The sequence below is a fragment of the Celeribacter litoreus genome (assembly GCF_020165855.1).
GTDB lineage: Bacteria > Pseudomonadota > Alphaproteobacteria > Rhodobacterales > Rhodobacteraceae > Celeribacter > Celeribacter litoreus.
On the sequence record NZ_JAIUFY010000005.1, the window covers coordinates 668086 to 682973 of the forward strand.

Below are 14888 nucleotides of genomic sequence, written 5' to 3' on the forward strand. Positions count from 1 at the left end.
GGCGAATATTCCGAAGGATGGTCGAGGGGGAGCGCGTGGCGCTGTTGCGAGGCTTGGGTCTCTCGATGTTCGTGCTGGCGATGGGAGCCGCTCTTTTGGGGCTGTCCGGCTGGTTCATCGTCGCGGCCTCTGCTGCCGGACTGGCGGGCGTCGGCGCCGTGTTCGACGTGTTTCGGCCCTCCGCGATGGTGCGGTTCCTCGCCATCGGGCGCACTGCAACGCGGTATGGTGAACGCCTTTTAACGCATGACGCGACTTTACGAGCGTTGACAAAACTGCGCGTCGGGTTGCTGTCCGGCCTGTCCGGACGCAGCCATGATCGCCTTTTGCGACTGCGGGGCGCGCAGGCCCTAAACCGGATCATCGCCGATGTCGACGCGCTCGACGGAGTGCCCATCCGGCTGTTCATTCCTTTGATCGCGGGCCTTGCGACGCAAGTTTTGGCACTGATCTTCCTGTCTTGGCTGGTCGCGCCTGCCGTAGGTGTCGCAGTTTTCCTGATCTTTGTCGTGGGCGGCGGTGGTGTGTTTCTCTGGGGCGTACGGCGCGCGGCGGAAACGTCGCGGAAGACCGAGGCTGCGGGGCAGGCGTTCAAGAGCCGGTTCATCGATCTGGTGAGCGCGCGAGAGGATCTTTCCGTCTACGGTGTGCTCTCGACCCAAAAGGCCATGGTGGCCGAGGCGGAGGTCCGGCGGCAGGCGTTTGCGCGACTGACGGATCGTATTGAGCGCGAAGTTGGTGCGTTGATGATGGCAGTCAGCGCGATCGCCGCGACGGCTGCCCTTTGGATCGGGGGCGCGATGGTGGAGTCTGGGTCGTTGACGCCTGCACGTGCAGCCATCGGGTTCTTTGCGGCTCTGGCATTGATGGAAACGCTCGCGCCCCTGCGGCGGGCCGTCTCCGAGATCGGTCGCATGTCTGGCGCGGCACGGCGTGTGGAGGAGATGCTCGGAGATGAGGTTCCGCAGGAGGTAAGGCACAGTGCGTTGACGGAGCCTGCGCGGCTCTCCTTCGATCAGGTTAGCTTTTCTCGGACCGGGCGGGCGCAGCCTGTGCTCAGCGCATTTGATCTGAACATCGAACAGGGCGAGTGGGTCGCTCTCAAGGGGCCGTCCGGCGTCGGCAAAAGTACAGTCCTTTTGCTCGCGACTGGGGCTTTGTTGCCCATCGAAGGAACCGTAAGGCTGAATGATCAGGACGTGACGTCTTACCCGCAAGGCACACTCGCACTCGTGAGCCAGCGCGCCTCTCTCATTCAGGGAACTGTCGCAGAGAACCTGCGTCTCGCCGCGCCGGAAGCCGAAGATGCCGCGCTTTGGGCGGCGCTGGAGGCTGTAAGTTTGCACGAGGTGCTTGAGGCAAAAGGCGGTCTCGCGGCAAAGCTCGGTCCACGCGGGGCAGGGCTCTCGGGTGGCGAGGCACGTCGACTGGTACTCGCACGGGCGATTCTGATGCAGCCAAAGGTTCTCTTGCTCGATGAGCCAACAGAGGGGCTGGATCACGGGACGGCGGCCAAGGTGTTGGCGGGACTGCGCTCTGCACTACCCTCAACCGCGGTGCTGATGGCCGCACATCGGGCGGAAGAACACGGCGCTGCGGACCGGATCGTGACGCTCGGCGCATAGCTATCACGGGCAAGTGATTGCTACGTCCTCGAAAGGGACGTCATGTCGCAATCCAAATAAGACTTATCTGAAATATATCTTTTATTGATTTCGGTCAAAGTGCGCGCGTTTCGCACGCGCTATCTGACCAAAACATACATTTGCGAAATATGTTTTCGCGCAACTGGAGCAAAAGGAAAATGGAATTCGGAGTAGTCGAGCTGTCGCGTCTGCAATTCGCAATGACAGCCATGTACCATTTCCTCTTCGTGCCGCTGACGCTTGGTCTGTCGATCATCGTCGCGATCATGGAGACAGTCTATGTCATGACTGGCCGCCCGATCTGGCGGCAGATGACGAAATTCTGGGCCACCCTGTTCGGGATCAACTTTGTGCTCGGTGTCGCCACCGGGATCACGATGGAATTCCAGTTCGGGATGAACTGGTCCTACTATAGCCACTACGTCGGAGACATCTTCGGCGCGCCGCTCGCCATTGAGGGTTTGATGGCCTTCTTCATGGAGGCGACGTTCGTAGGCCTCATGTTCTTCGGGTGGGACAAACTCTCACGCGTCGCCCACCTAATCGTCACGTGGCTGGTCGCCATCGGATCGAACTTTTCGGCGCTTTGGATTTTGATCGCGAACGGGTGGATGCAGAACCCTGTGGGGGCTGAATTCAATCCGGACACCATGCGTATGGAGATGACGAACTTTTTTGAAGTGGTTTTCAACGAGGTCGCGCAGGCCAAATTCGTTCACACTGTGTCTGCCGGTTACGTGACGGCGTCTGTGTTCGTTCTGGGTGTCTCCGCTTGGTATCTCCTGAAAGGCCGACATATCGAGTTGGCGCGGCGCTCGATCGCGATTGCGTCGGCCTTCGGTCTCGCCTCCGCCCTCTCTGTTGTCATCCTCGGTGACGAAAGCGGCTACTCCGCCTCGCACACGCAGCGGATGAAACTCGCCGCCATCGAGGGCATGTGGGAAACGCACGAAGCACCTGCTTCGTTCACGCTCGTCGGTATTCCAGACAAGGAAGCCCGCGAGACGCACTATGCCGTGCACATCCCTTATGTCATGGGGCTGATCGGCACGCGCTCTCTCACGCAGGAAATCCCCGGAATTGAGGATCTGGTTGCAGAGGCCGATGACCGTATACGGTCTGGCATCATCGCTTATGACGCGCTCATGACGATCCGCGAACAACGTGATGCAACGTCTGCCGACGTGCGCGCGACGTTTGAGGATCACTCCGAAGATCTCGGTTTTGCCATGCTGCTCAAGCGCTATGTGGAAGATCCGCGTGACGCGACCGAAGAGCAGATCGCAATGGCTGCCGAGGACACGATCCCGGGCGTCGGTCCGCTCTTCTGGGCATTCCGGATCATGGTCGGTCTCGGGTTCAGCTTTATCGCGGTGATGGTCTACTTCTTCTACCGCGCCTCGTTCAAAGGAATGCAGTTCCCGCGCTGGGCATTGCGGGCGGCGGTGATCATCATTCCGGCCCCCTGGATTGCCGCAGAACTCGGCTGGTTTGTCGCCGAATTCGGACGTCAGCCTTGGACAGTCGACGGCGTGCTTCCGACGGCGCTTTCGGCATCGCATCTCTCGATCACCGATCTTCTGATCACGCTCGCGGGCTTCGTGATCTTCTACACCGTGCTCTTCATCGTCGAGATGGGTCTGATGATCAAATACATCAAAAAGGGCCCCTACATGGACGTCGAGGAAACGGACACATGGATGGAGCGCCATTCCCACCGCCTGCGCACCCATGACGGCAAAGGGCCCTTTGCGGCCGAACCTGCGGAGTAACTGACATGATCTTGCATGAACTTATCAGCTTCGAAATCCTGCGTGTGATCTGGTGGTTGCTCCTTGGTGTGCTGCTCATCGGGTTCGCCCTCACCGACGGGTTTGACATGGGGGTAGGGGCGCTCCTTCCCTTTGTCGGAAAAACCGATACGGAGCGCCGCGTGGTGATCAACACCATTGGGCCGGTCTGGGAAGGGAACCAGGTGTGGTTCATTCTCGGGGGCGGCGCGATCTTTGCTGCGTGGCCACCACTTTACGCGGTGTCGTTCTCCGGCTTTTACCTCGCTATGTTCCTTGTGCTCGCCGCGCTGATCCTGCGTCCGGTCGGGTTCAAATACCGCTCCAAACGCGAAGGCGCGCGGTGGCGGCGGAACTGGGACTGGGCGCTCTTTGTGGGCGGTGCGGTTCCGGCGCTCGTCTTTGGTGTGGCTGTTGGCAACGTGCTCCAAGGCGTGCCATTCCACCTGACGCCGGACATGCTCATGCCGCGCTATGATGGGAACGCGATCATGAAGCTTCTGCTTCTACTCAATCCCTTCGCTCTGCTCGCGGGTGTCGTATCACTCTCCATGCTCCTGATGCACGGTGCCGCGTGGCTCGGTCTGAAAACCGAGGGGGCGATTCAGGCACGTGCTCGTAAGATCGGCACGACCGCCGGTCTGGTGGCCGCAGGTGGCTATGCGCTCGCTGGTCTCTGGCTCGCGCTCGGGATCGACGGGTATCAGATCGTGGGCGAGATCGTGAAAGACGGACCGAGCAACCCGCTCTATTCCGACGTGATGCGCGGCGGCTCGTGGCTGTCGGCCTACGGCGACCGTCCTTGGATCGCAATCGCGCCGGTCATGGCATTTGTCGGGATCGCAATGGCTGTGAGAGGGCTGCGCGTAGGGCGTGAAGTTTCCACGCTCCTGTGGTCCAAACTCGGCATCACTGGGATCATCTCCTCGGTCGGCCTGACGATGTTCCCGTTCATCCTGCCGTCGACAGTCGATCCGAATAGCTCGCTGACAGTTTGGGATAGCTCCAGCTCTCACCTGACGCTGTTCATTATGCTGGTCTGTGCCGTGATCTTCATGCCGCTCATCCTCGCCTACACCTCATGGGTCTACAAAGTGCTCTGGGGCAAGGTCACCGAGGACGACATCAGCAAGAACGCCAACAGCTACTAAAGAAAGGAGGTCACAATGTGGTATTTTGCCTGGCTTCTCGGCCTTCCACTCGCGGCCATGTTCGCCGTTCTGAACGCCATGTGGCTCGAGATGCGTGAGGACGCGCGTCTCACGGATGAGCACGACGACACCGCCTGATCACTCCGGTTTGCGGCACCATTCGACCACGTGCGCCGTAAACCTGCTCTGAGTCCCTTCAGGTGCTCGGGCTTCGGGGAGACAGTTCCGCATCTCCGAAGCCCTCATTTCCAACCTTTGTCCGCCGGTATTCGCGCGGGTAAATCTACCTAAATATATGCAAAAATATGCATAATAATATATGGAGGAAGACATGAATTCACCCAATCCCCCGACCATCGGTCGCCGCGGATTTCTCGGCCTCGCAGCGGGTGCAACGGCGCTTGCGGCGACGTCCAGCGCGGTTCAGGCAGCGGGCCTCAAGACCAACGCGAAGATTGTTATCATCGGCGCGGGCGCAGGGGGGACGGCCCTCGCGAACCGGTTGATGGATCGCCTCGAAGGTGCGCAGATCACGCTCATTGATCCGCGAAAAGAGCATCTCTACCAACCAGGGCTGACCTTGGTCGCTGCTGGTCTGAAGCCCGCTGACTATGTGCTGTCCGCCACGACTGACTGGCTGCCGAAAGGCGTTGCGCTCATTCAGGAGAAGGCCGCTGCCATCGACCCCGTCGCGAAAACCGTAGCGACAGAGAGTGGCCAGACGCTCTCCTACGATTTCCTCGTCGTGGCCCCGGGGCTGGTTCTGGACCATGATGCGATTGACGGTTTCTCACTCGATATGGTCGGCAACAATGGGATCGGAGCGCTCTACGCCGGACCGCAATATGCCGCCGCGACTTGGAAAGCCGCGTCGAAATTTATTGAGGAGGGCGGTCACGGCGTGTTCACCCGTCCGGCGACCGAAATGAAGTGCGCCGGCGCGCCACTCAAACACACCTTTCTGATTGATGATCGCCTGCGGCGTGCAGGCACCCGCGGCAAAGCGGAAATCAGCTATGTCGCACCGCAGACCTCGCTTTTCGGCGTGCCGATTGTCTCTGAGAAGGTGCGCATGCTCTTCGGGGATCGCGGCATTGATCCGATCTACTGTCAGACAGTGAAATCCATTGACGCGGGCGCGAAACGTGTGACCTTCGCGTCGCCTGACGGCGATCAGGAAATGGACTATGATTACATCCACCTCATCCCGCCCCAACGTGCGCCCGAGGTGATCCGTCAGTCGGGTCTCTCCTGGGCGGATAAGTGGACGGATCAGGGATGGGTCGAATGCGACATGTCCACGCTACAGCACCTCCGCTATCCGGAGGTTTGGGCGCTTGGCGATGTGGCAGGGGTTCCAAAGGGGAAAACGGCGGCCTCTGTGAAATGGCAGGTGCCCGTGGTCGAAGACCAGATCGTTTCCGCCATCGCGGGCAAGTCGCCTTCGGAAACCTACAACGGCTACACCTCCTGTCCGATGATCACAAAGATCGGCCGCGCGATGCTCGTCGAGTTTGATTATCAGAACAACCTGACCCCCTCCTTCCCCGGCATCATACCGCCACTCGAAGAGTTGTGGATTTCTTGGCTGATGAAAGAGGTCGCTCTCAAGGCGACGTATAACGCCATGTTGCGTGGCAAGGCTTGAGGAGGAACACCGATGAAAGACATGACATTTGAAACATTGATCGCTGTTTTCGAGGAAATCTTCGGGCGAGGTCTCTTCTGGGCGATGGTCGTGGTGGCGGCGCTTGTGACGCTCGCCTACGCCTTTGTGCTGATCCGAGATCGTTCTGTGAGTTGGCGCAAATTCCTTTGGGCGCAAGTCTCCATGCCTGTCGGTGCGGTTCTCGCCGTGTGGTTCGTGATGACCATGACGCATTCCGGCATTTCCGACATCGGCGGAGCCGTGGACCTCATCGTGTTCCTTGGTGTTGCGACTATGGGCGCAATCGGCATGGCGATTCTGGTCTACACCCTCGAATCCCTCGTCAAACCGCCTCGCGAGGACACGCATTCCTGACGGTCGTTGCGTTCCCATGCGACTGAATGGAGAAACGCCCCCAGTGTGCGGACTGGGGACGTTTTTGTATCTGGTTTGGCGCTGCTTTCAGCAGTCGCGGGGGCTCAGTGGCCGTTCGGTTTTACGACGACCCAGACGGTTTGGAAAATGAGTGTGAAGTCTGCCCAGAGGCCCATCTTGTGGTAATACTCGTTGTCAAAGTTCACACGCTCGACAAAGCTTGTCTCACCACGTCCGGAGACCTGCCAGGGACCGGTCAGGCCCGGGCGCATTTCGAAATATGCGGACCCATTGGCGGTTTCATACAGCAACTGTTGGCTCGGGAGAAACGGGCGGGGGCCGACAATGCTCATCTGACCACGGAAGACATTCAGAAGTTGAGGAAGTTCGTCAATCGATGTCTTGCGGATGAAGTTGCCGACTTTCGTAATCCGCGGGTCGTTGCGGAGCTTTTGATAGGTCGTCCATTCATGGGCAATCTCAGGATCTTCCTGACACATTTTGATCAAGATCGCGTCTGCGTTCACATGCATCGACCGCAGTTTGTAGAACTCAAAGCTCTCACCGTTTTTGCCGATACGGCGCTGTGAATAGAAAGCGGGACCGCCATCCATTTTGACCAACAAAGCGACGATGGCGATGACGGGCAATGTGATGGGGAGAGAAGCAATCACGAGAAGGATGTCTAAGATACGCTTCCCAAAATCGCGATACAGTCCGGACTTTTTCGTAACAGGCGCTGAAATCCGCTTAGAATCCGTGGGGAAAGATCTCGATGTGTACGTCATATAATTAGGTCTCCAAACCCGGATTTACTCTCAACACGAGGCTCCTGATTGAACCCCTACCACTCAAAACCAGACGCGAGCAAAGCGAAACATTGCCTTCGTTCTCAACTGTGCACTTGCCGCAACGTAACCTGATTACACGAGGAATTCACATGAAGATTTTATGGATGTCGGGGGTGTGTGGCGCTAACGCGCTTATTTTCTGGGCGATAACGTCCGCTTTGTCTACTTTTCTGACATGCGAATTGCTGCAATGCAGAGGTGGAAGGTTTTTGTCGGGTTTTGAGACGATGACGATTCGAGCGTTTGCGGTGTCGTGATTTGTGCCTTTCGGAGGCAGCGCAGCTCTTGTTATGTTCGCGCAAAGCATTCTTAATTTTCGATTACTTCATCCGCGAAGAGACAATCCTATGGGCCTAACTGAAGCGATTGCAGCTATGCGAGGCGTGTTCACGCAAGCCAGACGCGTGGCGTCTGTGTCTATCGTGTTCCTTACGATCACGCCCTCGACCACTTCGGCGGCGAATGCCGGTGGCGAAGGAGCGGTCATTTTCGCGGCGGCGAGTTTGAAATCCGCACTTGATGAGATTGAAGTTCTCTATGAAGACCGGACCTCTACCGACGTGGTGCTGAGTTATGCGGGATCTTCGGCGCTCGCTCGGCAGATCGAACAGGGGGCTCCGGCAGATGTGTTTATCTCGGCCAATATGACATGGATGGATCGTCTGGAGGACAAGGGGCTCATCGTTGAGGGCACGCGCCGCGCGCTTCTTGGCAACCGACTCGTTCTCATCGGAAATGCGCAGATGGCGGGCGCCAACGGTGGAGTGCCAGCGAAAGACCCCGACTTTGAACGCCTTCTCGGGGGAGGACGGATCGCAATGGCGCTTGTCGATGCGGTGCCCGCCGGGGTTTATGGAAAAGAAGCGCTCACGTCTTTAGGTCTATGGGAAACAGCATCCCAGCGCGTGGTGCAGACGGACAATGTACGGGCGGCGCTGGCACTGGTGGCATTGGGGGCTGCCCCGCTCGGCGTCACTTACGCGAGCGATGCCGTCGCTGATCCGCGCGTGTCCGTCCTTGCGACCTTTCCCGAGGAGACCCACACGCCAATTGAATATCCAGCGGCAGTCCTGAGCGCGGGCAAGGGCGACGCAGCCGACGATTTTCTAAGCTTCCTATCAGAGCCGGAGGCGCTTAACGTCTTTGAAGCAAACGGTTTCACCGTTCTGGGGGAGGAATGAGCGTCACGGACTGGATTTCGCAGGTGATTGGCCTCGGTCCGCAAGAGGCCTTGGCAGTAAGCCTGTCGCTCAAGGTGGCGTTCTGGGCAGCGCTCTGTAGCTTGCCTGCTGCGATCCTGACCGCTTATGCGTTGGCGCGTTGGACGTTTCCGGGACGCGGATTGCTCAACGGTTTGGTCCACCTGCCTCTTATCCTGCCGCCTGTTGTAACCGGCTATCTTCTACTGCTCCTCTTGGGCCCGCAGGCGCCGGTCGGGGCCTTAATGAATTCTATCGGCATCACATTCGCATTCCGCTGGACGGGTGCGGCATTGGCAGCGGCAATCATGGGGTTTCCGTTGATGGTGCGCGCGATCCGTCTCTCGATCGAAGGCGTGGATCAACGTTTCGAAGAAGCGGGCGCCGCGTTAGGGGCGTCACCGATTGGCGTTTTCTGGCGCGTCACGTTGCCTTTAGCTTTGCCTGGCATCTTGGCTGGTGCGGTCCTCGCATTTGCCAAAGCGTTGGGAGAATTCGGTGCGACCATCACTTTCGTGTCGAACATCCCCGGTGAAACGCAAACGCTTCCGTCTGCGATCTATGCTTTCCTGCAAGTGCCGGACGGGGAGGGGGCTGCGATCCGCCTTGTGATCGTGTCGATCATTCTCGCGATGTCTGCGCTCGCGGTGTCTGAGGTTCTCGCGCGTCGTGTCGGTGCGCGACGAAGCGGGCGGGAGGGCATCCGATGAGTCTGTCCGTTCAACTGCGCCACCACTTTGCCGACTTCGAGGTCGATCTCGCCTTTCAGGTGCCGAGTGGCATTTCCGTGATGTTCGGGCCGTCGGGGTCCGGGAAATCCACAGCCATCCGCGCGATTGCTGGTCTCATGCGGCCGACCGAGGCGCAGGTCGTGCTCGGTGATCGCATACTCAATGACACCGCGTCGCGCAGGTTTATCGCCCCGCACAAACGACGGATCGGCACGATCTTTCAAGACGCGCGTCTGTTCCCGCATCTCTCGGTGCAACAGAACCTCGATTTCGGAAAGCGGTATGCGCCGACGACTGTGTCCTTAGCCGAAGAGAAGCGCGTCATTGAGATGCTCGGGATTGAACACTTGCTGTCGCGACGGCCCTCCGGCCTCTCGGGGGGAGAGGCACAGCGGGTTGCAATTGGCCGCACCTTGATCGCGCAGCCAGAGATTATCTTGGCGGACGAACCCCTTTCTGCGCTCGACGCAGCGCGGAAAGCAGAAATCCTTCCCTATTTCGAACGACTGCGGGACGAGGCGGATATCCCAATTCTCTACGTGACGCATAACCCGCTCGAAATGGCGCGGTTGGCAGATCGTGTCATCGTGCTTGAGAACGGTCGCGTGTCAGGCGAGGGGGCTGCGGTCGACATTTTGAGTGATCCTTCGGTCCTTCCTGCCGCAGCAGGTGGGGCCTTGATCGAAGCCGAAGTTGTCGAATGCCACGCCGACGGTCTCGTGGAGCTCCGCGCAGGGAGCGAGCGGTTGTTTGTGCCCGGATCGAACTGTGCAGAGGGACGCAAGCTTCGCCTGAGGGTGCCACCGCACGAAGTCATGCTTGCGACAAAGCGTCCGGAAGGGTTCTCCGCACTTAACGTGGTGGAAGGGCGCATCAAGGCGATGCACGACGTGAACGACGCGGCGGTGATGGTGTCTCTCGACACGGGCGCAGGCGCGCTATTGGCGCAGATCACGCGGAGGTCTGTGGCGGGCCTGGGACTCACGCTTGGCGCGACTTGTTACGCGGTGATCAAAACCGTCGCCATCGCGCACGACAACATGGGATTTTCCGGCCCGAACGCTGTCAAGGGCGGCCCAGTTACAACAAAAATCACATAACCGCGACAGAATAGGGAATTCCTGTGAATTTATAATGAGCTTATACTTGTGTTTATAGCGAAAGTTGCTACATATGCAAAAAAATGAATATTAGGCAGCCGCCTAATCGCTAGACATACGAGGTCCTTATGCGCCGCGCCCATCTGCTCTCATGCCTGCTTTTGCCCGGAACTGTGATGGCGGCTTTGCCCGCAGTTTCCGAAGAATTGACCATCACCACACAGACCGTGACCGAATGGAAGCCGGTCTACGCGGAGGTCGAAACCCGTGATCAGGTGCCCGCGCGCGCGCGGATCGGCGGGACGATCACGACGCTCGACGTGAGTGAAGGGGACATTGTTGAAGCGGGCCAACGTGTCGCGCTGATTGAAGATACCAAACTTCTCTTCCAGATCGAGGGCATCGACGCGCAACTCGACGCCTACAACTCGCAGCTTGAAAAAGCACGGGATGATCTGACGCGCGGCGAGTCTCTCGCTGACCGCGGCGTGATCTCCACCTCAAGCCTGCAGGCGCTCCAAACCAACGTGACTGTTCTCGAAGGGCAGATCACTGCGCTTCAATCCAACCGTCAGGTCGTCGCACGCCAGATCGAAGAGGGGCAAGTTCTCGCACCCGAAGCCGGTGTTGTGATTGATGTGCCGGTCGCTAAGGGTGCGGTCATCATGGCCGGTGAAAATGTCGCGACGGTCGCCTCCGGTGGCGCCTATCTGCGTCTCGGCGTATCCGAACGCTATGCCCGCGATCTCGCGGAAGGCGACAAGATCGAGATTTCCGAGGATGGCGAGACCCGTGAAGGCACCCTCGCGAAAATCTATCCGCTGATCCAGAGCGGCCGCGTCGAAGCAGACGTCGAAGTCGAAGGCATCGACGCGAGCTTTGTCGGTCGCCGTGTGCAGGTCCGCCTGCCGGTCGGGACACGTGACGCGCTCCTCGTGCCGGAAACTGCGTTGAGCAAATCCGGCGGGCTCGATTTCGTCACCATCGTGAGCCACGGACACGAAGCAGAACATGTGGTCGTGCCCGGCAATACGGTGATTATGGACGGCGAAGCCTATGTTGAAATCCTGAGCGGCCTGTCCGCCGGCGATGTGGTGGTGACATCTCATGAATAATCCACATGGACCAACGGGCGCGCTCGGCATTGCCGGACGTCTGACCCGCGCATTCATCCTCTCCCCTCTCACCCCGCTGTTCCTGATGGCCTCGCTTGCCGTGGGCCTCATCGCGCTCGGCGCTCTGCCGCGCGAGGAAGAGCCGCAAATCTCAGTTCCTCTCGTGGATATCCACGTGGAGACACCGGGTCTGAAGGCTCAGGACGGATTGAAGCTCGTTACAGAACCCCTTGAAACCATTGTGAAGGGCATCGACGAGGTTGAGCACGTCTATTCCGACAGCCGCGATGATCACGTCATGGTCACCGCGCGTTTCGAAGTCGGCGTTCCGTCAGAAACCGCCATCGTCCGCGTTCGCGACCGGATCATGGCCAACCTCGACCGTCTGCCGGTCGGCATTGCCGAACCGCTCGTGGTCGGGCGCGGGATCAACGACGTGGCGATTGTCGCGCTGACATTTAGCCCGTCCGAGGATCACCCCGAAATGACCGCCGCCGACCTGACGCGGATCGTCAAAGAAGTGGAGGTGCGTCTCGCGCAGATCGAAAACGTCGGTTTGACCTACGTCATCGGTGGCACCGAAGAGGCGCTCCGCGTGGCGCCCGATCCGGAAAAACTCGCGCTCTATGGCATCACGCTGCAGCAGCTCGCTGGGAAAGTGCAGGGTGCAAACTCCGCGAGCCCCGCTGGCCTTCTGCGTGACGGGGGTGAACAGATCGGCCTGATCGTGGGTGAAACCCTCACGACGCCGGAAGAAATCGGCAATCTCGAACTCATCGCGCGCGATGGTCGTACTGTCTATGTGCGCGACGTAGCTGATGTCGACTTTGTGCAAGACCTTGATGAGCACCACGTTGCGACCTTGACCCGCGCAGGTGCGCATGATGCCGCTGAGGGGGAACATGGTGAGGTTGATCTCGACGCCGAAGTTATCCGTCGCCCCGCCGTGACCCTCGCCATCGCCAAGCGCGCAGGCGCGAACGCGGTGATCGTGGCCGAGGAAATTCTCAGCCGTGTCGAAGGCATGGAAGGCTCGATCATTCCCGAGAGCGTCGACATCGAAATCACCCGTGACTACGGTGAGACTGCGAACGAGAAAGCGAACGAGCTACTCTTCCACCTTGGCCTTGCAACGGTGTCCATCGTGATCCTCGTTCTGCTGGCCATTGGTTGGCGTGAGGCGGTCGTTGTGGCTATCGTCATTCCGGTAACGATCCTGCTGACCCTCTTCGCGTCTTATATCATGGGCTACACGCTCAACCGTGTGTCGCTCTTCGCGTTGATCTTCTCCATCGGTATTCTCGTCGATGACGCCATCGTGGTGATCGAGAATATCGCGCGCCATTGGGGTATGAAGAAGCCCGGTCAGAACCGGTTTGGTGCGGCTGTGGCGGCTGTGGCAGAGGTCGGGAATCCGACGATTGTCGCAACGCTCACGGTTGTGGTGGCCCTTCTGCCAATGCTCTTCGTGTCCGGCTTGATGGGGCCCTACATGTCGCCCATTCCGGCGAACGCGTCTGCTGCGATGATCTTCTCCTTCTTCGTGGCTGTGATGATAACCCCGTGGCTGATGCTCAAGATCGCGGGCCGTGCGGAGCTTCATCACGACGATGATCATGACGGTATGCCCGGTGGCAAGCTTGGTAAATTCTACGCCAAGGTTGCGGCTCCGATCCTGAAATCGAAACGCATTGCGTGGATGTTCCTGATCGCAGTGATCGTGCTCTCTTTTGGGTCCCTCGGTGCGCTTTACACGAAGGACGTGACCGTCAAGCTGCTGCCGTTCGACAACAAATCTGAACTGGCCGTCATGCTTGACCTGCCGGAGGGCTCTTCGGTCGAGGCGACAGACGCGATAGCCCAAGCAGCTGCGCGCATTGCTATGACCATGCCGGAGGTCGTATCCGCACAGACCCATGCGGGCACCCCTGCAGCCTTCAACTTCAACGGTCTGGTGCGCCACTACTACCTGCGCCAGAATCCGGAGATGGGCGAGGTTCAACTCAAGCTGCTGCCGAAACACAGCCGTGAGCGCACGTCGCATGACATCGCCCTCGAACTGCGCGAGATGCTGAGCGAAGGCATTGATGTGCCGCCAGGGACCTCGATGAAAGTGGTCGAACCGCCGCCCGGTCCGCCGGTGATTGCGACACTGCTCGCCGAGATTTACGGTCCTGACGGAGAAACCCGTCGCGCCGTGGCCGGTAAAGTCCGCGAAGCCTTCGAGAACGTCGACTACATCGTCGATACGGACGACAACTTCGGGGTGCAGGCACGTCGAGTGCGCGCTGAGATGAAGCCGTCAGATCTGAACTTCTATCAGGTCTCTGAATCTGACGCCGCCCAAACCCTGCAACTGCTGAACAGCTATAGCACGGTTGGGTATTCGCACCGCGGCGAAGGCCGTCGTCCGATCCCGATTGTGATCGGTCGCGACAAATCCGACCGCGTTCTGGACGCGACGGCTATGTCGACGCCTGTGCCGGCCAACGCCTTGCCTGGTGGTCGGGGTGTGGTTGAGCTCGGCGATGTGGTTGAGCTGACTGAAGAGCAGACCTCTTTCCCGATCTTCCGTCACAACGGCTATGACGTCGTGATGGTGCAGGCGGAACTCGCCGGTCGGTTCGAAGCGCCGCTCTATGGGATGCTGGCCGTCGCCGACGAACTCGACGCCATGGATTGGCCGGAAGGCATGAAGCCGGAGATTTCGCTCCATGGTCAACCGCTTGAGACAGACACGCCTGTTCTCTTGTGGGATGGCGAGTGGGAGGTCACGTGGGTGACGTTCCGTGATATGGGGGCCGCCTTCGGTGTTGCCCTGCTCGGGATCTACATCCTCGTGGTGGCGCAGTTCGGGTCCTTCCGTCTGCCGCTCGTGATCCTGACGCCGGTTCCGCTCACCTTCCTCGGGATCATGATTGGTCACTGGCTGTTTGGCGCGCCGTTCTCGGCCACGTCGATGATCGGGTTTATCGCGCTCGCAGGTATCATCGTGCGGAACTCGATCCTGCTCGTAGACTTCATTCGTAATGCGGATGACGAGGGCAAGGTGACGACCGAGATATTGTTGGAGGCCGGTGCAACACGTTTCAAACCGATCCTGCTCACTGCGATCGCGGCGATGATTGGGGCGGCTGTGATCCTGGCTGACCCGATCTTCCAGGGTCTGGCGATCTCGCTCCTGTTCGGTCTGCTGTCTTCGACGGCTCTGACCGTGCTGGTGATCCCCGCCATCTACCGCATCTTCAAGATGTGAGTTTTGGGGGACATAAAAGCAGAGAA

Annotated in this window: 12 protein-coding genes; 11 read left to right on the top strand and 1 reads right to left on the bottom strand. The window is 59.2% G+C overall.

The features are described 5' to 3' along the window. Positions 1 to 17: 17 nt before the first annotated feature. The 6 genes from cydC (at position 18) to LA304_RS05305 (ending at position 6610) form a co-directional block, all read left to right on the top strand. On the top strand, positions 18 to 1625 hold the full coding sequence (gene cydC, locus LA304_RS05280) for a thiol reductant ABC exporter subunit CydC (RefSeq protein ID WP_224502482.1): 1608 nt from the start codon (positions 18 to 20) through the stop codon (positions 1623 to 1625). A 179-nt stretch (positions 1626 to 1804) separates the two neighbouring features. Next, positions 1805 to 3418, top strand: coding sequence for a cytochrome ubiquinol oxidase subunit I (locus LA304_RS05285; protein ID WP_224502074.1), 1614 nt, complete (start codon positions 1805 to 1807; stop codon positions 3416 to 3418). Between the two features lie 5 nt (positions 3419 to 3423). Further along, on the top strand, positions 3424 to 4587 hold the full coding sequence (cydB, locus tag LA304_RS05290) for a cytochrome d ubiquinol oxidase subunit II (protein WP_224502075.1): 1164 nt from the start codon (positions 3424 to 3426) through the stop codon (positions 4585 to 4587). Positions 4588 to 4602: 15 nt separating this feature from the next. Then, positions 4603 to 4725, top strand: a complete 123-nt coding sequence (gene cydX, locus LA304_RS05295) for a cytochrome bd-I oxidase subunit CydX (protein ID WP_224502076.1) — start codon at positions 4603 to 4605, stop codon at positions 4723 to 4725. A 193-nt stretch (positions 4726 to 4918) separates the two neighbouring features. Beyond that, positions 4919 to 6235 carry an NAD(P)/FAD-dependent oxidoreductase gene (locus LA304_RS05300; protein WP_224502077.1) on the top strand — a complete coding sequence of 439 codons (1317 nt, stop codon included), beginning with the start codon at positions 4919 to 4921 and terminating at the stop codon, positions 6233 to 6235. A 12-nt stretch (positions 6236 to 6247) separates the two neighbouring features. Then, a complete protein-coding gene (locus tag LA304_RS05305; protein ID WP_224502078.1) occupies positions 6248 to 6610 on the top strand; it encodes a DUF5368 domain-containing protein in 363 nt (120 codons plus the stop codon). A 104-nt stretch (positions 6611 to 6714) separates the two neighbouring features. On the opposite strand, the gene LA304_RS05310 is transcribed toward LA304_RS05305, so the two are convergent. Further along, the gene (locus LA304_RS05310; protein ID WP_224502079.1) at positions 6715 to 7398 is read right to left on the bottom strand and encodes a sugar transferase; all 684 of its coding nucleotides are present in this window, start codon (positions 7396 to 7398) and stop codon (positions 6715 to 6717) included. A gap of 410 nt (positions 7399 to 7808) precedes the next feature. Here LA304_RS05310 and modA point away from each other — a divergent pair, with 410 nt between their 5' ends. From modA to LA304_RS05335, 5 genes are all read left to right on the top strand, one after another. Further along, entirely contained in the window at positions 7809 to 8642 is an 834-nt protein-coding gene (gene modA / locus LA304_RS05315; protein WP_224502080.1) for a molybdate ABC transporter substrate-binding protein, read from the top strand. Then, positions 8639 to 9370 (top strand): molybdate ABC transporter permease subunit, encoded by a 732-nt coding sequence (gene modB / locus LA304_RS05320; protein ID WP_224502081.1) that lies wholly within the window; start codon positions 8639 to 8641, stop codon positions 9368 to 9370. Before modA ends, modB begins: the two co-directional genes overlap by 4 nt. Continuing rightward, a complete protein-coding gene (modC, locus tag LA304_RS05325) occupies positions 9367 to 10491 on the top strand; it encodes a molybdenum ABC transporter ATP-binding protein (RefSeq protein ID WP_224502082.1) in 1125 nt (374 codons plus the stop codon). The genes modB and modC overlap by 4 nt, the downstream gene beginning before the upstream one ends. Before the next feature lie 128 nt (positions 10492 to 10619). Continuing rightward, positions 10620 to 11606: an efflux RND transporter periplasmic adaptor subunit gene (locus tag LA304_RS05330; protein WP_224502083.1), complete on the top strand. Its 987-nt coding sequence runs from the start codon at positions 10620 to 10622 to the stop codon at positions 11604 to 11606. Then, the gene (locus LA304_RS05335; RefSeq protein ID WP_224502084.1) at positions 11599 to 14862 is read left to right on the top strand and encodes an efflux RND transporter permease subunit; all 3264 of its coding nucleotides are present in this window, start codon (positions 11599 to 11601) and stop codon (positions 14860 to 14862) included. The genes LA304_RS05330 and LA304_RS05335 overlap by 8 nt, the downstream gene beginning before the upstream one ends. Positions 14863 to 14888: the final 26 nt, after the last annotated feature.